Below are 25,926 nucleotides of genomic sequence, written 5' to 3' on the forward strand. Positions count from 1 at the left end.
TAATTTCGAGGTTTCCCAATGCGACCACAAGACACGGCTATTCCCAATATCACTACCGACCTGCAACGCTCAGTTCAGGTGGCCCTGGAAGAAGATATTGGTAGTGGCGATATCACCGCCCAGCTGATCCCAGAGGACCGCAATGCGCGGGCCCGGGTAATCACCCGCGAAGATTGCACTCTGAGTGGTCGCGCCTGGGTAGAGGCTGTATTCCACGCCCTGGACCCGGAACTCGTCCTCACCTGGCACTTCGAGGATGGCGACCGCATCAGCGCCAATGCCGTTATTTTTGAGCTGGAAGGCAATGCCCGCGCTATCCTGACCGGCGAGCGCGCCGCACTGAATTTCCTGCAAACCTTATCCGGTACTGCCACAACCGCTGCGGAGTTCGCCGCGCGAGCTGAAGGCACTGAGGTGAAGATTCTCGACACCCGCAAGACCATTCCCGGTCTGCGCAGCGCACAGAAGTACGCCGTACTTTGCGGTGGCTGCCACAATCACCGCATCGGTCTTTACGACGCCTTCCTGATCAAAGAGAACCATATCTTCGCTGCCGGTGGCATTGAACACGCCGTCGCCCAAGCGCGAGTGATCAAGCCGGAAGCCCTGATTGAAGTCGAAGTGGAAAATATTGAAGAGTTGGAGCAGGCGCTCGCCGCCGGAGTGGACGTTATTATGCTCGACGAATTCAATGATGAAGACACTAAAACTGCCCTGAAATTGGCCAAAGGCAAAGCCAAAATTGAGCTTTCCGGCAGTGTCGACCGGGATCGCATCGCCCAGTTAGCTGAACTGGAAGTGGACTATATCTCTTCCGGTAGCCTGACCAAGCACCTGCGCGCTATCGACCTATCCCTGCGAATCGATCTCTAGCGCCCACAGGACCCATCATCACTGCGCTTAGTGATGGTGATGATGGTGTCCCTGCTCTTCCGTGTCTTCTGCGGGAGCTTCCATCCCGCTCATCTGCCCGTGGTTGGCGTGGTCTCCGTGTCCACCGTGGCCCATAGCCCCCCAAATGGTCCAGATACCAAACAGCAAAATCGCTGCGGCGAAACCATAGCGAACCCCCGGCTTTTGCACTAAGCCACGCACCTGTGCCGCCGCAGCACCAGTAGCCAGCATGGCGGGCACAGTGCCCAAACCAAAAGCAAACATCGCCAGGGCAGACCGCTCAGCACTGCCCTGGGCCAGGGCGAAAGTCAGCGCGCTATAAACCAAACCACAGGGCAACCAGCCCCACAGGGAGCCCAGTGCCAGTGCCTGCCCCGCAGAGCGAACCGGCAGTAATTTGGCCGATAGTGGCTGCACATAGCGCCAAAGGTAGCGGCCCCCTTTTTCAATCCAAGCCAATCCCTGCCAGATACCGCCGATGTACAGCGCCATCAGGATCAACATGATCCCGGCAGCAAATCGCAGCGGAGTTAGTGCCGGCAGTATCGCCGCACCGAGGGCACCGGCTAGCGCTCCCATCAGCGCATAGCTACCCAGGCGACCCAATTGGTAAGAACCCAGCTGCACCCAAGCAGTCTTTTTCCCCGGTACCGCCATACCCAGCGCTCCGGAGATTCCCCCACACATACCGATGCAGTGACTGCTACCCAAAAAACCGATAGCCAGAGCCGCCGCTAAAAAACCCCAGTCCCCCACTTACTTCTCCTGCTTCCTTTCCGCGTCAGATTTGTCCTGCTGAACATCATCGTCATCAAACAAAATGCGACGACCTTCCGTTTCCAGGTCATCGTACTGTCCGTTATTCACGGCCCAGAAAAAGAGCTTCACCGCAAAGCCAACCAAAATCACCGCAATGGGAATCAGGAAATACAGACTTTCCATCAGTTACACCTCCTCTCTTTCTGTGAGCACGGGATTAAGCCGCGGCGCTCACAGGGTTTTCGTCGACTTCCTGTCCACGGGACAGACGCAACGCATTTAGCACTACGATCAGAGAACTCAGGGACATACCGATTGCCGCAGCCCAGGGCGGCACCAGACCGCAAAATGCCAGCGGCAGGGCAATCACGTTGTAACCTAGAGCCCATGCCAGGTTTTGCCGCACAATTCGGCGGCATTTGTGCGCCAGCTCTATAGCTTTGGGCAGCACTTCAAGATCTCCGTTCAGCAAAATGGCATCGGCGCGGGACTGGGCCAGATCCGCCGCTGACATCATCGCCACAGAGGCATCGGCACCGGAGAGCACTGGCACATCATTGATGCCATCCCCCACCATCAACACCTTCTCACCATCGCTTTGCAGCTGCTTCATATGGCTGAGCTTGTCCTCTGGCGAGGCTCCGGCGCGGTAGTTGCTGATACCCGCTCGCCCCGCCAGTCGCTCAACTTCCGCAGACTGGTCACCACTGAGCAGTTCCACTGAAAGACCTTGCTCAGTCAAACCCTCAACAGCGGTGGTTGCCGAGTCCCGTAACTTATCCCCCAACGCAATCCAGGCAATAGGACCCAGGGAGTCGCCGAGCAGCAGCCACTGCCCCTCCCCTTCGGGTGTAGAAACATCCTCACTGGAGACAAAGCTCGCCTTACCCAGTCGGTAACTGTCCCCCTCGATCTGCCCTTCCAGGCCGGCTCCGGTATGAACTTTCAGATCAGTGGCGATGAGATTGCCACGCCAGGCACGGAAGGCCCTGGCCAGGGGGTGATTGGTCTGGGATTCCAGGGCAGCGGCAACATCCTTAACCCGCTGCTCGCTCCAGTTGGCCCGCAGCAAATCAATATGCAGGATTCTCGGCTCACCGCGCGTCAGGGTACCGGTCTTGTCGAACAGCACCCGGCCGATACGCGGCAGCGTTTCCAGTAGGCTGCCTCCAGCCACAAGAAGTCCCAACTGCTGTAAACGCAGGGTGGCGGAGGCCAGGGCAGCAGGGGTTGCCAGCGACAGTGCACAGGGGCAAGTCACCACCAGCACAGACAGGGATACCCAAAAAGCGCGACTGGGATCGATTTGCCACCAGACAACAAACGCCGCTAGTGCCGCGAATAAAACGACACCGACAAAAATACCCGCGACCCGATCTGCCAGGGCCACTTGGTTGGGTTTATCTAACTGCGCCCGTTCTACCAGGCGCTCAATGGCGGACAGGCGAGTCGACTGCCCCGCTGCCGTAATTCGAATAGTCAGGGTGGAATCGCCGTTGACACTACCGGCATAAACCGGACTGCCTGCAGACTTCTGCTGCAGTGCCGATTCACCACTGAGCAGGGATTCATCCACACCACTAACGCCCTCCAGCACCTCCCCATCGGCGGGGATAGTGTCTCCCGGGCGCAATAAGACTTTATCCCCAGCGACCAATGCGGCCACCGGTACATGGACAATATCGTCACCTTGGTATTTGGCCGCCGTCATCGGCAGCAACTGAGCCAGACCACCGCTGGCTAAGCCAGCCCGATGGCGGGCGCGCATCTCCACCGTTCGTCCCAACAACAGGAAGAAGGTGAACATGGAGATAGATTCGAAGTACACCTCGCCGGTGCCGAATACCGTGGCGTAAAAGCTGGCGACATAGGCCATACCAATCGCCAGGGACACCGGCACATCCATACTCAGGTGTCGAGCGCGCAGACTGCGCAAAGCGGCACTGAAAAATGGACGCGCCGCATAGAAAACCACTGGCGTTGCCACCAGCAGAGAAACCCAGCGGAAGTAGCGCTCAAACTCGCCGACGCCCTCTTCCGCTGCAGCACCAAAATACAGGGCGATGGCAAACATCATCACCTGCATGGTGCCGAGTCCGGCGACACCCAGGCGGCGCAGGGCGGCGCGGTGCTCGCTCTGGATCACACTTTCCTGGTTGGCCGCAGTAGCCGGGGCCGGCCGGTAGCCAATCCGTTCCAGTTCGCCAAACAGCTCACTGGGTTTGATCTTGTCGGGATTAAAACCGATCTGGGCACGCTGGGTACTGGCGTTGACAGAGACCTTCTCAATCCCGTCCAACTGCCCCAGGTGCTTTTCTATCAGCCACACACAGGCCGCACAGGTAATACCGCCAATCAACAGCGAGGCAATCTTGTTGCCGCTATCCCAATCGTGAACGAACTGCTGCTGCACTTCCGGCAAATCGTATGCCGCCCAGCGGTCCTGGAGTTGAGCTTCCTCCGGCCTGTCGCTCTCCTTCTCCCGGAAGCGATAAAAGCCATCCAGACCACCGGAAACGATAGCGCTAGCTACCGCCTCACAGCCTGGACAACACATATCCCGGGCGGCCCCGTCGATAACCACCGAGTGGTTGCTGCCGGGAGGGACTGGGAGTCCGCAGTGATAACAGGAGGAGGAAGACGAAGTCATTGAGTTACTGCGTTCAGTGGCGCGGCATTGCCGAGATCGAAGTTGATTTCACCTTTCAGGCGCCAGTTGGCGTCCTGATGCGCATCGGGATCAAGCTCCGGCATCAAGCGCAGATACCAGCGATTCCCAACGCCTTCAGGCAAAGTGCCCTGGTAGCGGCCCACGGAGAGCTGGGAGAGCTCGATATGCTTATCCAGGTCAGACTCCACTGGGTGGCTCAATGTGAGCAGTAGGGCCTTGGGGTAGTCGAGGTCGCCATTCAGCTCCACGACAACCGATTTTTCAGACGGCTGAAACTGGACCAAAGCGGCCAAACCCAGCTCTTTCGCACGCAAGTCCTGCTCGGCGCTGAAGTGATACATGCGGCTGTCTTTGTAGTAAGTATCACTGACTTTATCGTCAGCAAAGCGCACCGCTATCGAGACTGTAATTGTGGAGACAACCACCACTGTAATCAGTGGGGCCAGTACCATCCACGCCCAAGGTTCCCGGTACCAGGGTTTTGGGGTTGATTCATTCATCGCGTTACCAAAAAGTTACCGTTTGTGCACAAAAGTCGAGCCCGCCTGGGCGGGCCCGTACTTTGCAACGGGATTGGCGTCCCGTCTACTGCTTTGGACCAATAAACACCGTTCGGTGCTTATCAACCAGCTCAGGATTGTCGACTGCTTGGACAACAATCTCGATATCGTGCTTGGTATCCTTCAGCTGGTCTCTGGGAACGCTTACCCGAATGGGGACGGAGAACATCTCTCCAGGCACCAGGTAAATCGTCTTCGGCTTGCGAATGGAGTAATCGTATTCAGGCTTACCTTCCACCTTGATGGTGAATTCGTGGGGAGCCTGATCCATATTGTTGATTTTTACCGTGTAGACGTTTTGCACCTGCCCCTGGGACTCACGGAACATACGAGCACCGCGGTCGCGAGTGATTTCTGCCTCGATTGGGCTTCGAGTCATCACTTGCTGTGCAAACAGGCCGGTCATCGCAACCAGTATCAACGCGTAGCCAAATAGGCGCGGGCGCAGGAAGCGGGTCTTTCCACCCTGCAATTCGTCCTCAGAGGTGAAGCGAATCAAGCCCTGCTCATAGCCCATCTTGTCCATCACGCTGTTACACGCATCGACACAGAGGCCACAGTTGATACATTCGTACTGCATGCCGTCGCGGATATCGATATCCACCGGACACACCTGAACACACCAGTAGCAGTCGATACAGTCGCCCATACCTTCCGCCTTGTAATCCACGTTCTTCTTGCGCGGACCACGGGTCTCACCCCGCTTGGCATCGTAGTAAACCGCCAGCGTATCCTCGTCGTACATCACCGACTGGAAACGGGCATAGGGGCACATGTATTTACACACCTGCTCACGCAGGAAGCCGGCGTTCATATAGGTGGCAAAAGTGAAGAAAGCGACCCAGAAAACACCCTGCGGGTGCGCGTTAAACGTCGCCAGATCCACGACCAGCTCGCGCACACCGTAGAAATAACCCACAAAAGCCAGTGCAGTTGCCAGCGAGATCAACAGCCAGATGGTATGTGTGCCACCCTTGCGCAGAACCTTTTCCAGGTTCCAGGGGGCCTTGTCGAGCTTCATTCGCTTGTTGCGATCGCCTTCACAAACCCTTTCTGCCCAGATAAACATCATGGTCCAGACGGTCTGCGGACAGGTGAAGCCACACCACACCCTGCCCAGCAAAGTGGTGACCGCAAACAGCGCGAAGGCGGCAATGATCAGCAGCCAACCTAAAAGGAAGCCGTCTTGGGGGCCGAAAGTAGTCCAGAAAATATGGAATTGGCGGGTGGGGAGATCAAAGAAGACCGACTGGCGCCCGTCGATATTGATCCAGGGTAGGAAGAAGAAAGCCAGCAGCAAAGGCAGGCCGGTATATTTGCGAACACGGGTGAAAACACCCTTGATATGTCGGATGTAGACTTTGTCTTCCGACTCATACAGCATGCGATAGCGAACTTCGCCATCACCTTCCTGTTCCTCACGGGTTGGAATTAAATCACTCACACAAACCTCACTCTCGCACGGGCACATCTTGTACGTGGGCCAGGTAGCCCCTTATGTTGAGGCTTTTTTCTCCGTCCCTGCAGCGCCCGGAGTCCCTTGATAAAACAAGGCCCAGCAAATGCCGGGCCTCAATAGTTAATTACTGCTTTTCTTCTTCCTGCTGGGACAGGCTGTAGACATAGGCCGCTACGAGGCGGATTTTGTCTTCACGCAATTTATCTTTTTGCGCGGGCATCATATTTGTACGACCACCGCGAATAGTGTGTTGGATCTGTTCGCGATTGCTACCGTACAGCCAGATGTCATCGGTCAGGTTCGGCGCACCCAGCATTTGGTTGCCTTTGGCATCCATACCGTGACAAGCCATACACACGGTGTTGAATACCTTCTGACCTTCGGCGGCCATGGCGGTGTCATGCTCCAGGCCGTTCAGGGAGAGAACATACTCTGTCGCATTTCTAACACCTTCTTCACCGATCACCGGACCCTGAGGAGGCATCATGCCCTGACGACCGTTGTACAGGGTTTCCAGGATTTTCTCCGGAGTGCCGCCGTACAGCCAGGCGTTATCGGTCAGGTTCGGGAAGCCGAAGTTACCGCCGGCATCTGCACCGTGACATACCGCACAGTTGTTAGCGAAGATCCGGGAACCCATCTTGAGAGCTTCAGGGCTCTGAGCAATCTGCTCGATCGGCATATTTTCGTACTTACCGAAGGTCTCGTGGAACCTCTCCTGAGCCTTAGCCTGGGAAGCTTCCAATGCACCGACAGAAGTCCAGTTGCCGACACCTTTGAAGTTACCCAGACCCGGGTAAACCACCAGATATCCCGCAGAGAACACCAGGGTGGCGACGAACAACATGAACCACCACTTGGGCAGCGGGTTGTCGTATTCCTCGATGCCGTCGTAAACGTGGCCCGTGGTTTTGTTTTCCGGTTCAGCCTGGTCATCCACTGCCACCTTTCGGTTGGCAAACAGCACCCAGGTAATCAACGCCAGATTGGCGAGGGTGAGCACAATTACCCACACACTCCAGAATGTACTCATTACTTATCCTGCCCCTGTTTTCGATTGGCTCCGGGTTTATCCCCGGAATTGGATTCGTCCTGCTGAGCGGCCGACTTGTCCTTGTCGGCTTGTCGCTCTTCATCGGCAAATGGCAAATTGGCATCTTCTTCGAAGCGCTTCTTGCGCTTCGGAGAGAAGGCCCACCAGCAGATAGCCAGAAAAGCCACAGAGCCCAGAACCAGACCGATTTCCCGCAAAGTTTCAATAGTCACGAGTTTCCTTCCTCGCTATTAGCGTTTTTGGGTAACCAGGGTACCCAGCTGTTGCAAGTAAGCGACCAGCGCGTCAATTTCCTTGACCTTGCCACCTTTGAAAGGCTCAGCGGCGTTGGCGATGTCGTCATCGGTGTAGGGCACACCGACGAAGCGCAGCGCTTCCATCTTACGTGCGGTGTATTCGCCAGTTACCACATTGTCGAACAACCAGGGGTAAGCAGGCATGATTGACTCAGGCACAACGCTGCGCGGGTTGTACAAGTGCGCGCGCTGCCATTCATCAGAGTAGCGTCCACCTACGCGCGCCAGGTCTGGACCGGTACGCTTGGAGCCCCACAGGAAGGGGTGCTCGTAAATGGATTCCTGAGCCATGGAGTAGTGGCCGTAACGCTCAACTTCCGCACGCAGAGGACGAATCATCTGAGTGTGGCAAACGTGGCAGCCTTCGCGAATGTAGATATCGCGACCTTCCAGCTCCATTGCTGTCAGCGGCTTCTGCCCCGGCAGCGGCGTGTAGTTATCCTTGGTAAAGAACTGCGGAACGATCTCAACCAGGGCGCCGAAACTGATGGCGATAATGGTGAAAAAGATCATCCAGCCGATGTTTTTTTCTACGAGGTCATGATTCTTCACGATCTAAACTCCTATGCCGCAGGCACTGCTCGAACGGTGTTATCGGCTTCGGCATCGTTTACCTTCTCGGTAATCGTGCGGTAAACGTTGTAAGCCATCAGCAGCATACCCACCAGGAACATGGCGCCGCCCAACCAGCGAACTACATAGCCCGGATGGCTGGCTACAACACTCTCTACGAAGCTGTAAGTCAGGGTGCCGTCGGCGTTAAATGCACGCCACATCAAACCCTGGGTAATACCGTTAACCCACATAGCGGCGATATACAGAACAGTACCTACAGTGGCCAGCCAGAAGTGCGCGTTGATCAGCTTGGAGCTGTACATTTCGCGGCGTTTCCACAGAACCGGAACCAGGTGATACAGAGCACCGATAGAGATCATGGCAACCCAGCCCAAAGCGCCGGAGTGTACGTGTCCAACGGTCCAGTCAGTGTTGTGAGACAGAGCGTTTACAGTCTTGATGGACATCATCGGACCTTCGAAGGTAGACATACCGTAGAAGGACAGGGATACCACCAGGAAGCGCAGGGTCGGGTCGGTGCGCAGCTTATGCCATGCGCCGGACAGGGTCATGATGCCGTTGATCATACCGCCCCAGGAAGGTGCCAGCAGAATCAGGGACATAACCATCGCCAGGCTCTGAGCCCAGTCGGGCAGCGCTGAGTAGTGCAAGTGGTGACCACCAGCCCATACGTACAGGGAGATCAGTGCCCAGAAGTGAACGATAGACAGCTGGTAGGAATAAACCGGACGACCAGCTTGCTTAGGTACGAAGTAGTACATGATGCCGAGGAAGGCAGCAGTCAGGAAGAACCCTACTGCGTTGTGGCCATACCACCACTGGATCATTGCGTCCTTAGTGCCCGAATAGATAGAGTAGGACTTGAACGGGCCAACAGGAATCTCCAGGTTATTAACGATATGGAGAACAGCAATAGTTACGATGTAAGCACCGAAGAACCAGTTCGCCACGTAGATGTGAGAAGTCTTACGCTTCATGATGGTGCCGAAGAACACCAGCGCGTAAGCAACCCAAACCAGGGCAATCAGGATATCGATAGGCCACTCGAGCTCAGCGTATTCCTTGGTGGAAGTGAAGCCCATCGGCAGAGTAATTGCCGCGGCGACGATAACGGCCTGCCATCCCCAGAAGGTGAAGGGGATCAGCCAGCCACCCCAAAGGCGGACCTGACAGGTACGCTGTACCACATAGTAAGAAGTGGCAAAGAGAACACTACCACCAAAGGCGAAAATTACCGCGTTGGTGTGCAGGGGCCTCAAGCGCCCGAAGTGCGAGAAGGGCTGCCAAAAGTCGTTGAGTTCAGGCCAGGCTAGCTGGGCTGCGATCAATACGCCCATGCCCATACCAAAAATGCCCCAGACCACGGACATGATGGTGAACTGGCGCACGATATTGTAGTCATAGTCCGGCACAGGGCCGGTCTTTGCCACCGTTGTCGTCATGTTTTTACTTCCGTTGCTTTTAAGATTCGGTTCCACTGTGCGGGACTGGCCCACCACAGAAGGTGTGTAACCACAATGTGTGAGGCACTGTGGTTACTATTGGCCGGATAAGGATTTAAGCGCATCCTTGCCCGGTGATTGCTGATCTAAATCAACTAAATCAATTTTCTTCCTTTACCTGCGGCAATGCGCAGACGCAGGGCGTTGAGCTTGATAAAGCCCTCCGCATCCTTCTGGTCGTAAGCGCCAGCATCGTCTTCGAAGGTAGCGATACGCTCATCGAAGAGGCTGTCCGCAGAGCGACGGCCCACAGCACTCACGCTGCCTTTGTACAGTTTCAGGCGAACTTCGCCGTTAACCACATCTTGGGACTCATCGATCGCAGCCTGCAGCATGCTGCGCTCCGGGGACCACCAGTAACCGTTGTAAACCAGCTCGGCGTAGCGCGGCATCAGGGAATCCTTCATGTGCGCAACTTCGCGATCCAGGGTAATGGACTCAATGGCGCGGTGCGCCTTCATCAAAATGGTGCCGCCCGGTGTTTCGTAGCAGCCGCGGGACTTCATTCCCACGTAGCGGTTTTCCACGATATCCAGACGACCGATACCGTTGGCTCCGCCCAACTTATTCAGCTTCTCAAGCAAAGTAGCAGGGCTTAAGCGCTCGCCGTCGATAGAAACGGGATCGCCCTTCTCAAAACCCAAAGTAATGTAGGTGGGTTCTTCCGGAGCCGCCTCGGGGCTCACACTCCAGCGCCACATATCCTCTTCGGCTTCCGCCCAGGGATCTTCGAGGTTGCCGCCCTCGTAAGAGATGTGCAGCAGGTTGGCATCCATCGAGTAAGGGGATTTCTTCTTGCTGGAAGAGAAGTCCACCGGAATATTGTGCTGCTCGCAGTACTGCATCAGCTTTTCGCGGGAGTTCAGGTCCCACTCGCGCCAGGGGGCGATTACCTGAATGCCCGGCTTCAGCGCGTAGGCGCCCAGTTCGAAGCGCACCTGGTCATTACCTTTACCGGTAGCACCGTGGGAAATGGCATCGGCGCCAGTCTCGTTGGCAATCTCAATCAGGCGCTTGGCAATCAGCGGGCGCGCAATAGAGGTACCCAGCAGGTACTCCCCTTCATAAATCGCATTGGCGCGGAACATCGGGAAAACGAAATCGCGCACATACTCTTCGCGCAGATCGTCGATATAAATCTCTTTAACCCCGAGGGCCTCGGCCTTGGCACGGGCCGGTTCCACCTCTTCACCCTGGCCGATATCAGCGGTGAAAGTCACCACTTCACAACCGTAAGTCTCCTGCAACCATCGCACGATTACTGACGTATCCAATCCACCGGAGTATGCCAGTACCACCTTTTCGATTTTGCTCATTGCTGTCCTCTGCTGCCGGAAATACGCCGCCGCGACAAAAACGCGGAGACGGGGAATGCCACTACGCGAAACTAGTGTCGGTCTGGGGGAGTTATTCTTGGAGATATGCCCAGGATCGGTAAATTGCGGGCACAACAATACCCACACTCTTTGTCGGGGCGCGATTGTAGCGCCTAAGCTCGCGATCGACTAGCGCCAAGGCGCGAGTAAGCACAATTGATTGATTTTTAACCTTTTCGTGCATCGCAATTTTGTACAGCTTCGGGTAGCATTCGCGCCGCACAACGACTCACTACGCTAAGAAGCTTTACGGAGTACCATGACGGAGCAAATTACCCTGCGCGCCCCCGACGACTGGCACATTCACCTGCGCGACGGCGCCGCTCTCGGGCGTACCGTGCCCGATGCTGCAAAACAATTCCGCCGCGTGATTGTAATGCCCAACCTGGTACCCCCTGTGACCGATGCCGAAAGTGCAGTGGCATATAAGGAACGTATCAACGCCAATGTTCCCGCCGACACTCCTTTCGAACCCTTGATGGTGATCTACCTCACCGACAAGACTGACGCCGCCGTCATTCGCAAGGCCCACGAAGCCGGTGTTATCGCCGCCAAACTGTACCCAGCGGGCGCGACCACCAACTCAGATTCCGGCGTTACCGATATCGCCAACATCTACCCGGCCCTGGAAGAGATGCAGGCCTGCGGTATGAAGCTGTTGGTACACGGTGAAGTGACCACCAGCGATATCGATATCTTCGACCGCGAGCAGGCTTTCATCGAGAAAACCCTGTCCCGCCTGGTAGATGATTTCCCCACGCTGAAAGTGGTGTTTGAACATATCACCACCGCCCAAGCAGTAGAGTTTGTACAAGGCGCCCGCGAAGGCGTTGCCGCAACCATTACCGCACACCACCTGCTGTACAACCGCAACCATATGCTGGTTGGTGGTATCCAGCCGCATTTTTACTGCCTGCCAATCCTCAAGCGCGGCTACCATCAAAATGCACTGATCGAAGCGGCCACCAGCGGTAACCCGAAGTTTTTCCTCGGCACCGACTCAGCCCCCCACGCCCACCACAAAAAAGAACACTCCTGTGGTTGCGCCGGTTGCTATACCGCCTACTCCGCGATTGAGCTCTACGCCGAAGTATTCGAGCGCGCGGGCAAACTGGACAAGCTGGAAGGCTTTGCCAGTGAGTTCGGTCCCGACTTCTACGAGCTGCCGCGCAACGAGGGCACCATCACCCTGGTCAAGAGCCCCTGGACCCTGCCGGAAAAACTGGATATGGGTGGTGAAAATCTGATTCCCCTCGCAGCCGGTGAAACCTTAAACTGGCAACTTGCGTAATCAGCGAATGGCCTGATTACAGCGCCTGCGGGGAGAACACTCCCGGCAGGCGCCGCAATTCGAATACAATACCCTGCCCCACCAGCGCCAAATGCTGCTGGCCTGAAGACAAGATTTACAAGGAACCACCGTGACACCCGCCGAAGAACCCACAGGACCAAAAAGCTCTCTCGCCCAGCGATTCCGAGGCTTTCTGCCCGTGGTCATCGACCTTGAAACCGGCGGCTTTAACGCCCGCACCGATGCACTGCTGGAAATTTCTGCGGTTATCCTCGACATGGATGACTCCGGCAACCTCTTCCCGCTGGAGACCCACAGTTTCCACCTGGAGCCTTTTGAGGGCGCCAATGTTGAGCAATCCGCTCTCGACTTTATTGGCATCGACCTGGAATCCCCGGACCGCGACGCCTGGCCGGAAGAAATCGCCATCCCCGAGCTGTTCCGCAAGATTCGCAGCGCCGTGAAAAAGCACAGCTGCACCCGCGCCATCGTGGTTGCCCACAATGCCCACTTCGACCTGGGCTTCGTCAATGCAGCTGTTGAACGCACCGGCATCAAGCGCAACCCATTTCACCCGTTCTCCTGCTTCGACACCGCTAGCCTCGCCGGCCTCGCCTACGGCCAGACCGTATTAGCCAAAGCTTGCCAGGTTGCTGGAATCGAGTTTGATAACAACTGCGCCCACTCCGCCGAGTACGACGCAGAAAAAACCGCAACCCTGTTTTGCGGCATCGTGAACAAGTGGAAAGAGATGGGCGGTTGGCCGCTGGAAACCGAAGAGACCACAGAAGAAGCCGAATAACGCACTATCTTCCGGGCTGCCTCAAAGCGGCCCGATTTATCCAAAAACGACAAAATTATTCGAAAGCTGTCGACAAAACACCCGCTATGTGCAGACTCTGGCCACTTGGGTGATTTTTTGTGCAAGCCGTGCTAATATGGCCCGCTTACACATAAAAACCGGATAGCGCCGTGGCCAAGAAACCTTCCTCTTCCTCCAATCGCAAACAAGCCGCTCCCCTCGAGACCAGCGAAAGTATCGAGGAGCAGGTAAAGGCGTTCCTCGCCGGTGGCGGTGAGATCGAGCAGGTGCCCAAAGGGGTGAGCGGCCAGACCAATACTTCCGGCCCCAAGCACATCACCCTCGGCAAAAAGCCCAGAGCCTAAACTCCACGCAATAAAAAACCCCGACGGCGCTCCGCTGACCAGCAGCAAAGCGCGGCCGGGGCCGCTCGAATATGGCTGCGTCAACGCAGCCATTTCTCATTTACATCAGGGCATTTCTTCCAGTTCCGCGCCCTCTTTCACCGGCGGCATCAGATCTTCTTTGTTGATATTCAAAGCCATCAGCACGTTGGCAGCTACGTAAACAGAGGAGTAAGTTCCCACAACCACACCCACGATCAAGGCCAGGGAGAAGTTGTGGATCAATTCGCCACCAAAGAACTGCAACGCCCACAGTACCAGCAAGGTGGTGAAGGACGTCATAAAGGTACGACCCAGGGTCTGGCTGATAGAAATATTGATAATTTCCTCAGACTCAGCCTTGCGCACCTTGCGGAAGTTCTCGCGGATGCGGTCCGATACCACAATGGTATCGTTCAGGGAGTAACCGATCACCGCCAACACGGCCGCCAGCACGGTTAAATCGAAGTCCAATCCCATCACCGCAAAGAAGCCCAGCACGATAATCACATCGTGGCCCAGAGCCGCTACAGCGCCGAAAGAGAACTTGTACTGGAAGCGCAGGGCAACGTAGATCATCACCATAAACAGGGCCAGCATCATGCCCAGGCCGCCGTCGTCACGCAGCTCGGCACCTACCTGTGGGCCCACCATCTCGACACGGCGCAGCTCAACATCACCCTCACTGCCCTCTCTCAGGAGAGCCACAACCTTGTCACCGATCGGCGTCGTTGTTTCCTGATCGGTAGCGCTGATCTGGATTTCTTCCTCGGTCACCGCAGGAGGCAACTTGATCAGCAGGTCCTTCTCAGAACCAAAATTCACTACCGTAGCACCGTCGTAACCCGCTGCTTCCAGCTGATCGCGCACATCGCTGATAAAAGGCGTTACCTCGTAGCCCACTTCAACCTGGGTACCACCGGTAAAGTCCAGACCGAACTTCAGGCCGTTCATTGCCAGTGCGGCGATGGAGGAAAGTACCAGCACCACCGAGACAATCCCGGCGATCTTGCGCCAGCGCATAAAGTCGTAGACGCGCTTGCCCATGTACTCGGTAATTTTGCCGTTATCCACTTTGGTCTCACTCATGACTGACTCCCTTAAATCCAGAGCTTCTGCACACGGCGACCGCCGTAGAACAAGTTAACAATTGCTCGCGTACCCATGATGGCACTGAACATGGAGGTGAGAATACCGATAGACAGGGTTACCGCGAAGCCCTGTACCGGGCCGGAACCGATGGCATACAGAATCACCGCCACAATCAGGGTGGTGATGTTCGCATCCACAATGGTGCTGTAAGCATTGTCAAAACCGGCACTGATCGCTGTTTGGGGAGGCATCCCATTCCTGAGTTCCTCCCGTATTCGCGAGAAGATAAGCACGTTGGCATCCACCGCCATACCCACGGTCAATACGATACCGGCGATACCAGGCAACGTGAGGGTTGCACCCAACAGCGACATCACCGCCACCAGCAGGATCATATTCACCGCCAGGGCCAGGTTCGCGGCCAAGCCAAATACGCGGTAGGAAATCAGCATACAGATAATCACGGCCAGCAGACCGATCTGTACGGATTGCACACCCACCTTGATGTTATCGGCACCCAAAGATGGGCCGATAACACGCTCTTCCACAAAGTACATGGGCGCAGCCAGGGCGCCAGCACGCAGCAGCAGGGCCAGTTCCTGAGCTTCAGCCGGGCTGTCCAGACCGGTGGTGCGGAACTGCTTGCCCAAGGCACTCTGTACCGTGGCCAGATTAATAATCTTCTTCTCTTCGGTGCGCTTCTGCACGGTAACTTCGTTACCGTTTTCGTCGATCTCGGTTACCGGCTCAAAGCGAGTCTCGATAAACAGGGTACCCATACGGCGACCGACATTTTTCCAGGTAGCGCGGTGCATCATCTCGCCGCCACGGGCATCGAGGGTGATATTTACCTGCGGGAAACCGCTCTCGTCGTAACCGACGCGGGCATTGGTAACGCTGTCACCCTTGATAATGATCTGGCGCTCCAACCAGGCACCGCCATACATCTGCGCCTGACGATCATCGCGGTAATCGAAGTATTCCTTGTTGGAAACCAGCTCATCCGGGCGAGCTTCCATACGGTATTCGAGGTTGGCAGTTTTACCGATAATACGCTTGGCCTCTGCGGTGTCCTGCACACCGGGCAGCTCCACAACGATACGGTTGCGGCCCTGACGCTGTACGATCGGCTCAGCAACACCCAGCTCGTTCACCCGGTTGCGCAGGGTGGTGAGGTTCTGGGTTACTGCGTAATCTTCCAGCTGCTTGATTTCCTGATCGGTCAGGGTTGCGCGGATCTCCAGGTTTTCGCCGCTGCCGGACTCGCGCAGTTGAAGCTGCGGAAATTCCTTGCGCATAGTGGACATCGCCCGGCTGCGCAGCTCATCGTTGCGGAAGCGGGCAATAATCTCACGATCATCCACCAGCTCCACATTGCGGTAACGGGCCTTGGCTTCGCGCAGTTTGCTCTTCACTTCCTGCTCGTAGCTTTCCATGTTGTTCTTGACGATGGTGTTGGTGTCGACTTCCATCAGGAAGTGCACACCACCCGCCAGATCCAGACCGAGCTTCATCGGGCTAGCGCCGATATCTTTCATCCACTGGGGCGTGGTGGAAGCCAGGTTCAGGGCGACAACATAGTTGGTGGTACCAAGCGCTTTTTGAATCGCCTCTTTAGCCGGCAACTGCTCCTCCATGGAGTTCAAGCGGATCAGTACTGACTTGTCCCCAACTTCGCCGCCGAAGTGAGCAATGCCCGCTTCATCCAGGGCTTTTTGTGCATTCGCAAGGACATCGGGGCCGATGGTGAGTGCACTGGATTGCCCGGAAATCTGCACGGCAGGGTCCGGCTTGTAGAGATTGGGCGCGGCGTACATCAGGCCAAAGGCCACAACCGCGAGAATCAGAAAGTACTTCCAGATCGGGTAGCGATTCATGCTGTTCTCATTGTTCTAGTGTGACCCCGAGGGCCGGTAAATCTTGGCAATCTGCCTAAGCAATTTGCCTGGATATGCGGGCAGTATACGCAGAATGCAAGGTACACCGCCCCCAATAAAAGTGGGGGCTGATTATACGGGGATCGTGGGAACGGACAAATTACAGGGGTGCCGCAATGAGACGGGCAGCACCCCAGGCAGGGTAAAAGCGACGCCTGATCAGGCCTCCAGCGCCGGAACCTCGCGGCCCAGACCTCGGTAGAACTCGGCGACATAAGCCTCCAATTCATTGGCGGCAATGGCATCGCGCAGTTTTTGCATCAGGCGCTGGTAGTGGCGCAAATTGTGAATCGTATTCAGCTGCGCACCGAGAATTTCACCACAGCGATCCAGGTGGTGCAGGTAAGCGCGGGAGAAATTCTCACAGGTGTAGCAATCGCACTCTTCCTCCAAGGGACCCGTATCATGACGGTGCCTGGCGTTGCGGATTTTCACCACACCTTCGAAGGTAAACAGGTGGCCGTTGCGCGCATTGCGAGTGGGCATGACGCAGTCGAACATATCCACACCGCGGCGCACCGCCTCGACAATATCCTCCGGCTTGCCCACGCCCATCAGGTAGCGCGGCTTATCTTCCGGCATCTTGTGAGCCAGGTGATCCAGCACCTTGATCATCTCATCTTTCGGCTCCCCCACAGACAGGCCGCCAATGGCATAGCCATCGAATCCAATCTCGGTCAGGCCGCGCAGGGACACATCGCGCAACTCCGGGTACATACCGCCCTGCACAATACCGAACAGCGCCGACGGGCTATCGCCGTGAGCCTTCTTGGAGCGCTCCGCCCAGCGCAGGGACAACTCCATAGATTTGCGCGCTTCATCGGTAGTGGCCGGATAAGGGGTGCACTCATCGAAGATCATGACGATATCGGAACCCAGGTCCCGCTGAACGCGCATGGACTCTTCCGGGTCCAGGAATACCGGGCTGCCATCGATAGGCGAACGGAAAGAAACCCCCTCTTCCGTAATCTTGCGCAGTTCACCCAGGCTAAACACCTGGAAACCGCCGGAGTCGGTAAGGATCGGGCCGGACCATTGAGTAAAGTCGTGCAGGTCGCCGTGGGCTTTAACCACTTCGGTACCCGGGCGCAGCATCAGGTGGAAGGTGTTGCCCAGAATAATCTGTGCACCGATCCCTTCGATATCCCTCGGCAACATGCCTTTCACGGTGCCGTAAGTGCCCACCGGCATAAACGCCGGGGTTTCCACTACACCGCGAGGGAAGCGCAAGCGACCGCGACGGGCCTTGCCATCAGTGGTATCCACTTCAAACTGCATAAAACATTCGCGGCTCACTGGGTATCTCCTTTCGCTGGTGCTACTTCTTCTTTTTTGGCATTGGGATCGCGGGTAATAAACATGGCATCGCCGTAACTAAAGAAACGATAGCGCTCCTCAACTGCGGCCTTATAAGCGGCCATCGTATGCTGGTACCCCGCGAAGGCACTCACCAGCATCAACAAGGTGGATTCCGGTAGATGGAAGTTGGTGACCAACTTATCCACAACCTGGAATTCATAACCGGGATAAATAAAGATATCTGTCTCCCCTACCGTGGCCTGTAACTGGCCACTGCGCGCCGCACTTTCCAGCGCGCGCACGCTGGTGGTACCCACAGCAATCACGCTGCCATTGCGAGCGCGGCAAGCAGTTACCGCATCCACCACATCCTGGGAGACATCCAGCACTTCACTGTGCATCTGGTGCTCATAAATATTGTCCACGCGCACCGGCTGGAAAGTACCGGCACCCACATGCAGGGTAACGAAGACAACCTCGACACCTTTATCCCGCAATGCGCCGATCATCTCATCATCAAAGTGCAGCCCCGCCGTCGGCGCGGCCACAGCACCGGCGTTGCGGCCGTATACGGTTTGGTAGCGCTCGCGATCGCTGGCATCGTCTTCACGATCAATATAAGGAGGCAGCGGCATATGGCCGAGGCGATCCAGAATCGCCAGCACACCCTCTTCTTTGGGGAAGGACAATTCAAACAGCGCATCCTTGCGGCCGGTCACCTCTATACGGGTGCCGTCTTCAAGGACGATGGTAGAACCGGGCTTAGGCGACTTACTGGAGCGCACGTGGGCCCAGATATCCGTCTCGTTGAGCACCCGCTCCACCAGGATTTCCAACTTACCGCCGGTCTCCTTCTGCGCGAACAAACGCGCCGGGATCACCCGGGTATCGTTAAAGACTATCAGGTCACCAGCTTGGACCTGATCGAGAATATCTGGGAACTGCCGATGTGCAATGGCCCCGCTGGGCCCATCCAGACACAAAAGACGGCTGCCACGGCGCTCCTCGGTGGGCGCGCGGGCGATCAGCTCATCGGGCAGATGAAAGTCAAAGTCCTGACGCTGCATGGAATCCTGGAAATCTAGAAACTATGGAGAGGTCGCGAAGGTTATAGGAAATTTTAGGAGCTGTTAAGGAGCCTCTGAAAAACTCCGTGATACCTCTGGCATGCAGAGCAGTTCACAATCAAGGCGCGGCTTTGCAGGAATGTCTAGACCTTGCAAGAAGCCGCAACGCCGAGTGTGAATTGCTCTGCAAGCCCCAAAGGGTGGGCCTTGAGGGCTACAGCTGCCACGTTGCAGCTCTAGCAAAGGACTGTGCCATTCGCGGCGAGCTGCGCCTAACATCTGCAGCCCTCAAGACCCACAGAGGCATTACGGAGTTTCTCAGAGGCTCCTCAACTAGGACGACAGAAAATGCGCTAAGTTATTGAAATCACTGGTTGACCCAAGCGAAAGCATTGCTATAATCACGCCCTCTTCGCACCGACCCCAAGGTCGAGCAGCGAAAGTGCCAGAGTGGTGAAATTGGTAGACACAGGGGATTCAAAATCCCCCGCCCTTAAAAGCGTGCCGGTTCGAGTCCGGCCTCTGGTACCATCTCTCAAACCCGCGATAGCGTAGGCTTTCGCGGGTTTTTTCGTTTTTGGCTTTCTAATCACATCACTCCATTTAACACCCTTTTAGAAGCTAAACCGCCTTCAGGTTGAAGTTTTCCACCCCAACTTTCCTGCCCAAGAAAACCAGCCATATCAAACCACTCAGGCGGTACAAGACTTCGAAAATACCTCTTAAAGGGGCAAGCAAATAATCTTTTAGGGCAAGCAACGTTATATACACTCAATTACAATTAAAAATCTATTTCTTACACAATCGCCCTAACATCCATTTACCAGTGTAATATCCTTGATATTCAACACTCATCTCAATTAGAAAAAAATCCATTTTTGAAAGTCATACTTTTCAATTGAAAAGTTAAAAAAATTTATTCGAAGTGATATAAAAACCATTCTTAAAGTACAACCATAAAATCTAGCGTTTCTTATTGAATAGGGATATAAAAATGAAACTGCATAAACTACACATAAACAACTTCAGAAAACTTAAGAACTGCAGCATAAATTTTAGAGATAGCACATTTTTAATTGGACCAAACAATTCTGGAAAATCGAGCGTTTTTGCAGCGCTAAACCATCTACATAAAAATACCAATTTGGATAGAGAAGATTTTTCAAAGGAATACAATGAAGATGAAGAGAGCTATACCTATGAAGATAAAGTCGAAATAATAGCAGAATACTATAACGTTCCTGATGATGCTCACGGATGGATAGGATTCAAAGGAAGAGTAATTTCTTCAGAAAACCCAAAAAATGGAGAGACCGGAAATTCAATAACATATAAAAAAGTATGGGCGCTTAACTCAAGCAAACCAAAAATATTTATGAAGGAGCACCCTAGAGAAAGGAGCGGCTTGTACTCTCAATGCCAAAAGGTATCTGACTTAATTGGCGAACACTATAATGAAGCCTTCCTAAAGGAACATTTTGGTGAATCCAACTACACAAAAAATCTTACAACCTCAGCAAATAAAGCTAAACTTCTAGACTTACCAGAATGTTGGGATATCAATGAGAACGAAGAGGCAATCTGGGTAGAAAATCCAGGTGGAATTCCTGGAAATGTACTCTCGAAACTACCCAAGATCGTTATCATTCCTGCAGAATCATGCATTTCTGAATTAACCAGCCCAGGTGGAGCCTTGCATTCCTTACTTGGAGACCTTTTTGCCAAAGTAAGAGGGAGTTCCGACAACTATAAACAAGCCCAGATTTTTTTAAATAATCTGGCCTCGGAATTAGATCCAAATGACGAAGATACAGACTTTGGCAAGTTAATAAAAGATCTGAATGGAATGGTCGACTCTCTATTTCCAGACTCATCTGTTCATGTGAGCGCCACACTCGACGTTCCTGAAAAATCTATCAAACCTCAATTTAATGTAGAACTGGAAAGCAATGTAAAAACTGCTGTAAATTACCAAGGCCACGGAATGATAAGAGCCACTGTGTTCCAACTTCTAAGATTTATTCAGGAATTTATAAACCAAGGGGTAGACACTCCTAGATCGGCCATATTCTGCTTTGAGGAGCCTGAAATTTATTTACACCCTGCCGCAGCAAGTCAAATGCGGGATTCCTTATATGATTTAGCGGGACCAAGCTGCCAAATTATTGCAACAACTCACTCTCCATACATGGTGAATCTTGGCTCCGAGAAAAGTATGAGCCTTACCAAGTTCAATATCACAGAAAGCAATTTTTCACACACATATTCATTTAATTTAGAAGAGGCATTCCTTTCCTTAGTCGAGGATGAAAAACAATATCTCAAGATGTTACTCAAGGTAGATGACTACATTTCAAGAATGTTCTTCTCTAAAAAATGTATTTTCGTTGAAGGAGATACTGAGGAAGTTGTAGTACGTGAAACAATCAAAAGATTATCTCCTGAAGACAAAGCAAAAGTCATAGGCAACTGCGAATTCTTAAGAGCCAGAGGAAAAGCGGTGTTAATATCAATCGCCAAATACCTTAACGCACTAGATATTGACTATATATTTATGCATGATCGGGATTCTGGCACACCTAATGCAGCAGCAATGAATACCCCAATACTAAACCAGACGGGTCATGAACGCAGAATAATGATTGAAGAGTGTATAGAAGATTTACTAGGATATACCGCACCCAGCAGTGAGAAACCCTATAAAGCCTACGTACATATCAAGGATAACTGGGGCGATGAATTTTCCAGTCTACCTGGGGACTGGAAATCAATTTTTATCAAGTTATGCTCACCTTATCTTGATCATATCCAAACAGCTTAGTAATCGAAAAGGGCGGGAAATTTTTCACGCCCTCTTTAAAAGAACCGAAGAATAAGCAAGAACAGCCTTAAAAAGTATACGCACCGTGTAACCCTGAACAGATTAAAGCGCAATCCAATCTACTTCGCGCTCATCACACCAATGTCAAAATCCACCTCCTCCAAATATACCTACAATAATTATCACCACTAAAGTATCTTTAAAGAAATAAGAAAATCAAAGGAAAGATGTTACCCTTTCGAGAAATGAGAACAGCACAATAAAATAATTAGCGCACACACCATTCAAAATGGTGGCCAATTAAACAATACCTATGGAAATAGACACGCACACCAGCAGACTCCTCAACATTAAATAGAAGCCAAGGCAAACCACAGTAGAAAAAGTATGCCTCGCTAAAAAATTGCAGCGTCAATCGAAATCCGTATTGACACCGTACAAAGTGCTAAAACAAAAACTATATAAATAACCAATAAAATAAAAAAAAGATAAGGGGGGGCAATATCGCTTCTACGCAGTGCTTAAGCTTCACTAGAGCCCCCTCTATCATCACTGCACACCCGCTGCATACAAGGGACATTGCTCTACGACAGAGATATAGATCCAGGGAAAGACCATGAACATCACCACGCATGGATTGAATACTGGGCACATAATCTGGCATCAAATTTAGCAACATATATGTAATTAGGAGGCCACTATCATCTTGTAATTTGTATCAAAAAAAAGGGATAAATAGCTAGCCAGAATATCAGCAGGTATGTTTACATTACTTTATTAGAGCAGCACTTACAATTTAAACAGAGCATCTTCTCGATAAAAAAGCATACTTGATTTAGTTTCTTGTTTTAGGTAAAAGTTTACATCTACGGGCTTAATAAATGAAAAATGAGAATTCAATTACTTCCGGTGGTTGCTTATGTGGAGCTGTGCGATATGAGGTTAAAGGGCCACTACGCAACGTAGTTAACTGTCATTGTAGTATGTGTCAAAAATTGCATGGCAGTTTCGGCCCCCACACAAAAGCTCGCAAGGTCAATATTAAGATAACAAGAGATGATGGACTGGCGTGGTATAAAACATCAGAAGTAGCCCGCAGAGGCTTCTGCCAGCAATGTGGTTCAAGCCTATTCTGGGAACCATTTAATCTCGATGCAACTGGAATTATTGCAGGATCACTAGATGGCCCAACCGGGTTGAAAACTATGGGGCATATTTTCACTGGCGAAAAATCTGATTTTTACGAAATTGATGACGAACACCCTCAATTCAAGGAGTCATCTGATGGGCAACTAGTCAACGACTACAAGTAGGTTATTATTATTTGAAAGAGAGAAACAGGGGGGGCAATGCTTCTTCCACGCAGTACTCAAATCTAATCAGAGGCCACTCCCTATTACCACTGCGGCACCCGCTGTGTGCTATGAGAGTTTTTATGTAACAGAGATTTACACTATTAGAAACACTGTGTAAATCTCCCTAGTCAGACTTACTAGTTTTTAGTTAAGCCCCGCCCCGGCAGGAGCCAGCCTTAATAATCTTCACAAAACTTTTATTCTTTTATCAAAAAATCACCATATCCTCTAGCATACTCAAGGGAAAGTATCATTCCAAATTTAGCACAACCTCCATTATTCTTTGGTGCATTTAGCTCCGCTTTCATATTTGAAAAGATCTTCCGTAATTTTCCAGATATATTATCATCATCAACTTCTAGTAACACTATTTTTTCAATTTTACCCCAATGATTAATCACTACTGAAATCCTGAATTCCATATTAGGAAAAAATGATTTATTTAATTCAAGCTCAAGCAGTTTCGGCAGCTTTGCTGCCGCATAAGCAAAATATTCTTGCTCATTTATAGTTTTTTCACTGAGGTGAGCAAACCATTTAACTGGGCATTTTTTTCGCAAATGCTCATATTGCAACCTCTGGCTCTCAAGCCGACTCTCTAAAGCACGAAGAGTTCCCAGTGAATCTTGATTGGAATCTACTGCTAAAACACTAACGTTTACTACACATAACAATAAAGTGACAATAATTTTCCTAGACACCAACGGCCCTCTCAACCTCAACGAGGCACATATCAAATCAACCTTTGCCGAGCAAATCCAAACCTTGCTTAAAATACGTATAAAGACAATCACTTGTCCCCATAAAACCACCGCGCCCAACATCTATATTTTTTTCAGGCCAAATTAATTTCATCGGCAGCCCCCCAAATTTTACGGACTCAATATTATGAACAAGCCCCACTTGTGCATAAAATATGCCTTCTGATTTCAGGTAGATATAAAATTCAACTACCTCCCCACCAAATGCCGTTCCTTTATTGTTTGCCTTATGAAAGCAATTCGCAAATTCAGCATAGTATTTAGGCAACAACTCAAATTCCTGACCTCTCGCTAAAAATACTACACCTTCTATGCTTTCAGCATCTATTAGTTTTGTATTATCAAAAAATACTTGCCGGGATTGCTTTGTCGACCAAGAAAGATAAAAAATAAAAGCAGAGAAACATAAAAACAAAGCGATCCTAAAATCCTTGCCACCCATAAAAACCTCTAACGTGAAAGGCTTGAAGATCACAATAATAGACCTTAATAACCCCTAAAGCACTTACCAAAGGTATACTATACAGTACTATTAATATTCAGCAAAGCCGTAAACTTGGATTGAATAACAATTCTGGATATCCACAAAATCAATAATTTTAATCGCAGGCCATATTGATATCAGACAAATTGCTATAGATAGGCTACTAGATAGAAGATAACAAATGCCACTTCCATGCGGCTCTTAAAATTCACTAGAGCCTCCTATCAAATCTACGGATGCCCAATTTTTTCAGGCCCATATATTATTTAATTCGTATACCTAGTGGGCACTTAAGGATCTAACTGAGATAAACCCACCTCTTCTAATATCCTTCAAATTAGAACCTCCGCCAAATACAACCAGTAGAATTCCAGCCCCAAGTATTGGCAAATGCCCTATCAATTCATGAACACCAAGAATAGACGCGGTCAAAATGAAGAAACTCAATACCGTAATAGTTGCCAACCGTGTTGACCACCCGAGCAAGATAACCAAACCAAAGCAGAATTCAGCCATTCCCGCAGAAAAAACGAAGGTCAAATCGGAGAAAGAGTGCCACCCCAGATTAGACATGAAGTTCCAATGATAGTGCTGCAGAAATTCAAGACCCAAGTGAGGATTGAGCCACTTATTGTGAACTGCCAGAGTCATAAGCTGAAGGCCTAGCCCACAACGTAAAGCAAGCAATCCAAGACCTGGCTTTTGATACAATATAAATGCTAGTGAAAGCCCTAAAAATTCAAAGCCATAGTCAATCCAGATTGAGAATGGGTAAGTAGCCATTATTGAGAGCAAAAGCGCGAAGATTAGATATCCGGAGCTTCTTAGGCTGACATCTAAAATTAACACAATACCAATTACCAGCTGAAACTCATTAACAAGACTTTGCGTGGCAGAGAATTCCAGGTTTGGGGCCAGTAATACACCCGAAAAATAATTAAAAACAAAGGTCAACCCAATCAAGGCAGACGTGATATGCCAAATTTTGTGGCGGCCAATGTCGGACCAGAGGTTGGGAAATTTATTAGATACTCTGTGAACAGCTACTGTTTCAAGCGACTGTAAGGATCTATTCACCATACAGTATAGAAAGCCCCCCAAAAGAACTAACGCATATATCCAATTCCACACAAACTCAACTGCATTACCATCGTTTTGTACAAACCAGCGTACATGAGACCACGCAGGAGGAGAAACAAAGTAGCCCATAAAAGCTATAACCAGTAGAAAGCTGTAAGACTTCCTCCGTGTAAACATAATTATTACCTCAGTGAATACTGCTTTTAGCCTACAGAAACTTATGCAGGCAGATCTTGTACCTGATCATATATAGTTCACGTATTTAGAGTAAATAAGGTAGCGTTCACATTGCTAGGCACTTAACAAATGTGAAAAAAATAGCATTCTGAGGGAGTTCTCTGTCAACCAAAAAAAATCTTAGGATAACTTCACAGAAAATAAAATTATCGATCTTTGCTGGAACTATT

The 25,926-nt window shown here is 51.8% G+C and carries 23 protein-coding genes and 1 tRNA gene; 7 read left to right on the plus strand and 17 right to left on the minus strand.

Features of this window, described 5'->3' with window-relative positions; all coding sequences use genetic code 11:
- Nucleotides 1-18 precede the first annotated feature (18 nt).
- Nucleotides 19-873 (plus strand): carboxylating nicotinate-nucleotide diphosphorylase, encoded by an 855-nt coding sequence (gene nadC, locus ACJJI3_RS11385; RefSeq protein ID WP_444942514.1) that lies wholly within the window; start codon nt 19-21, stop codon nt 871-873.
- Nucleotides 874-900: 27 nt separating this feature from the next.
- On the opposite strand, the gene ACJJI3_RS11390 is transcribed toward nadC, so the two are convergent.
- The 10 genes from ACJJI3_RS11390 to ACJJI3_RS11435 all read right to left on the minus strand — a co-directional run bounded on the left by ACJJI3_RS11390 (nt 901) and on the right by ACJJI3_RS11435 (nt 11,087).
- Nucleotides 901-1,650 carry a sulfite exporter TauE/SafE family protein gene (locus ACJJI3_RS11390; protein WP_444942515.1) on the minus strand — a complete coding sequence of 250 codons (750 nt, stop codon included), beginning with the start codon at nt 1,648-1,650 and terminating at the stop codon, nt 901-903.
- Nucleotides 1,651-1,836 carry a cbb3-type cytochrome oxidase assembly protein CcoS gene (gene ccoS / locus ACJJI3_RS11395; protein ID WP_108732140.1) on the minus strand — a complete coding sequence of 62 codons (186 nt, stop codon included), beginning with the start codon at nt 1,834-1,836 and terminating at the stop codon, nt 1,651-1,653.
- A 34-nt stretch (nt 1,837-1,870) separates the two neighbouring features.
- Nucleotides 1,871-4,303 carry a heavy metal translocating P-type ATPase gene (locus ACJJI3_RS11400; protein ID WP_444942516.1) on the minus strand — a complete coding sequence of 811 codons (2,433 nt, stop codon included), beginning with the start codon at nt 4,301-4,303 and terminating at the stop codon, nt 1,871-1,873.
- Complete coding sequence (locus tag ACJJI3_RS11405) at nt 4,300-4,824, minus strand: FixH family protein (RefSeq protein ID WP_413664705.1); 525 nt, start codon at nt 4,822-4,824, stop codon at nt 4,300-4,302. Before ACJJI3_RS11405 ends, ACJJI3_RS11400 begins: the two co-directional genes overlap by 4 nt.
- Before the next feature lie 85 nt (nt 4,825-4,909).
- Entirely contained in the window at nt 4,910-6,328 is a 1,419-nt protein-coding gene (ccoG, locus tag ACJJI3_RS11410) for a cytochrome c oxidase accessory protein CcoG (protein ID WP_413664704.1), read from the minus strand.
- Between the two features lie 139 nt (nt 6,329-6,467).
- Nucleotides 6,468-7,376 (minus strand): cytochrome-c oxidase, cbb3-type subunit III, encoded by a 909-nt coding sequence (gene ccoP / locus ACJJI3_RS11415; protein WP_444912289.1) that lies wholly within the window; start codon nt 7,374-7,376, stop codon nt 6,468-6,470.
- Nucleotides 7,376-7,609, minus strand: a complete 234-nt coding sequence (locus ACJJI3_RS11420) for a cbb3-type cytochrome oxidase subunit 3 (protein ID WP_413664702.1) — start codon at nt 7,607-7,609, stop codon at nt 7,376-7,378. The genes ccoP and ACJJI3_RS11420 overlap by 1 nt, the downstream gene beginning before the upstream one ends.
- 18 nt (nt 7,610-7,627) lie before the next feature.
- The gene (gene ccoO, locus ACJJI3_RS11425) at nt 7,628-8,245 is read right to left on the minus strand and encodes a cytochrome-c oxidase, cbb3-type subunit II (RefSeq protein ID WP_413664701.1); all 618 of its coding nucleotides are present in this window, start codon (nt 8,243-8,245) and stop codon (nt 7,628-7,630) included.
- Between the two features lie 11 nt (nt 8,246-8,256).
- Nucleotides 8,257-9,711: a cytochrome-c oxidase, cbb3-type subunit I gene (gene ccoN, locus ACJJI3_RS11430; protein WP_413664700.1), complete on the minus strand. Its 1,455-nt coding sequence runs from the start codon at nt 9,709-9,711 to the stop codon at nt 8,257-8,259.
- A 155-nt stretch (nt 9,712-9,866) separates the two neighbouring features.
- Nucleotides 9,867-11,087, minus strand: a complete 1,221-nt coding sequence (locus tag ACJJI3_RS11435) for an argininosuccinate synthase (protein WP_413664699.1) — start codon at nt 11,085-11,087, stop codon at nt 9,867-9,869.
- Nucleotides 11,088-11,406: 319 nt separating this feature from the next.
- Here ACJJI3_RS11435 and pyrC point away from each other — a divergent pair, with 319 nt between their 5' ends.
- The 3 genes from pyrC to ACJJI3_RS11450 all read left to right on the plus strand — a co-directional run bounded on the left by pyrC (nt 11,407) and on the right by ACJJI3_RS11450 (nt 13,605).
- Complete coding sequence (gene pyrC, locus ACJJI3_RS11440) at nt 11,407-12,438, plus strand: dihydroorotase (protein ID WP_444894895.1); 1,032 nt, start codon at nt 11,407-11,409, stop codon at nt 12,436-12,438.
- Between the two features lie 130 nt (nt 12,439-12,568).
- Entirely contained in the window at nt 12,569-13,240 is a 672-nt protein-coding gene (gene rnt, locus ACJJI3_RS11445; protein WP_282931564.1) for a ribonuclease T, read from the plus strand.
- A 170-nt stretch (nt 13,241-13,410) separates the two neighbouring features.
- Entirely contained in the window at nt 13,411-13,605 is a 195-nt protein-coding gene (locus tag ACJJI3_RS11450) for a PFL_1563 family small protein (protein ID WP_413664697.1), read from the plus strand.
- A gap of 105 nt (nt 13,606-13,710) precedes the next feature.
- On the opposite strand, the gene secF is transcribed toward ACJJI3_RS11450, so the two are convergent.
- The 4 genes from secF to queA form a co-directional block, all read right to left on the minus strand.
- Nucleotides 13,711-14,712 (minus strand): protein translocase subunit SecF, encoded by a 1,002-nt coding sequence (gene secF, locus ACJJI3_RS11455; RefSeq protein WP_444894896.1) that lies wholly within the window; start codon nt 14,710-14,712, stop codon nt 13,711-13,713.
- Between the two features lie 11 nt (nt 14,713-14,723).
- Nucleotides 14,724-16,592, minus strand: coding sequence for a protein translocase subunit SecD (gene secD / locus ACJJI3_RS11460; RefSeq protein WP_444942517.1), 1,869 nt, complete (start codon nt 16,590-16,592; stop codon nt 14,724-14,726).
- A gap of 219 nt (nt 16,593-16,811) precedes the next feature.
- Nucleotides 16,812-17,930, minus strand: a complete 1,119-nt coding sequence (gene tgt / locus ACJJI3_RS11465; RefSeq protein WP_444894765.1) for a tRNA guanosine(34) transglycosylase Tgt — start codon at nt 17,928-17,930, stop codon at nt 16,812-16,814.
- Between the two features lie 14 nt (nt 17,931-17,944).
- The gene (gene queA, locus ACJJI3_RS11470) at nt 17,945-19,018 is read right to left on the minus strand and encodes a tRNA preQ1(34) S-adenosylmethionine ribosyltransferase-isomerase QueA (RefSeq protein WP_413664693.1); all 1,074 of its coding nucleotides are present in this window, start codon (nt 19,016-19,018) and stop codon (nt 17,945-17,947) included.
- A gap of 444 nt (nt 19,019-19,462) precedes the next feature.
- Between queA and ACJJI3_RS11475 the strand changes: the two genes are divergently transcribed.
- From ACJJI3_RS11475 to ACJJI3_RS11485, 3 genes are all read left to right on the plus strand, one after another.
- A tRNA-Leu gene (locus ACJJI3_RS11475) sits at nt 19,463-19,549 on the plus strand.
- Between the two features lie 463 nt (nt 19,550-20,012).
- Nucleotides 20,013-21,839, plus strand: a complete 1,827-nt coding sequence (locus tag ACJJI3_RS11480) for an AAA family ATPase (protein ID WP_444942518.1) — start codon at nt 20,013-20,015, stop codon at nt 21,837-21,839.
- Nucleotides 21,840-22,720: 881 nt separating this feature from the next.
- On the plus strand, nt 22,721-23,152 hold the full coding sequence (locus ACJJI3_RS11485; protein ID WP_444942519.1) for a GFA family protein: 432 nt from the start codon (nt 22,721-22,723) through the stop codon (nt 23,150-23,152).
- A 239-nt stretch (nt 23,153-23,391) separates the two neighbouring features.
- On the opposite strand, the gene ACJJI3_RS11490 is transcribed toward ACJJI3_RS11485, so the two are convergent.
- The 3 genes from ACJJI3_RS11490 to ACJJI3_RS11500 all read right to left on the minus strand — a co-directional run bounded on the left by ACJJI3_RS11490 (nt 23,392) and on the right by ACJJI3_RS11500 (nt 25,648).
- Nucleotides 23,392-23,895 carry a hypothetical protein gene (locus tag ACJJI3_RS11490; RefSeq protein ID WP_413664688.1) on the minus strand — a complete coding sequence of 168 codons (504 nt, stop codon included), beginning with the start codon at nt 23,893-23,895 and terminating at the stop codon, nt 23,392-23,394.
- Between the two features lie 37 nt (nt 23,896-23,932).
- Nucleotides 23,933-24,397, minus strand: coding sequence for a hypothetical protein (locus ACJJI3_RS11495; RefSeq protein WP_413664687.1), 465 nt, complete (start codon nt 24,395-24,397; stop codon nt 23,933-23,935).
- Nucleotides 24,398-24,718: 321 nt separating this feature from the next.
- Nucleotides 24,719-25,648 carry a hypothetical protein gene (locus ACJJI3_RS11500; protein ID WP_444942520.1) on the minus strand — a complete coding sequence of 310 codons (930 nt, stop codon included), beginning with the start codon at nt 25,646-25,648 and terminating at the stop codon, nt 24,719-24,721.
- Nucleotides 25,649-25,926 lie beyond the last annotated feature (278 nt).

It is taken from the genome of Microbulbifer maximicatervae (SeqCode) (genome assembly GCF_052466985.1).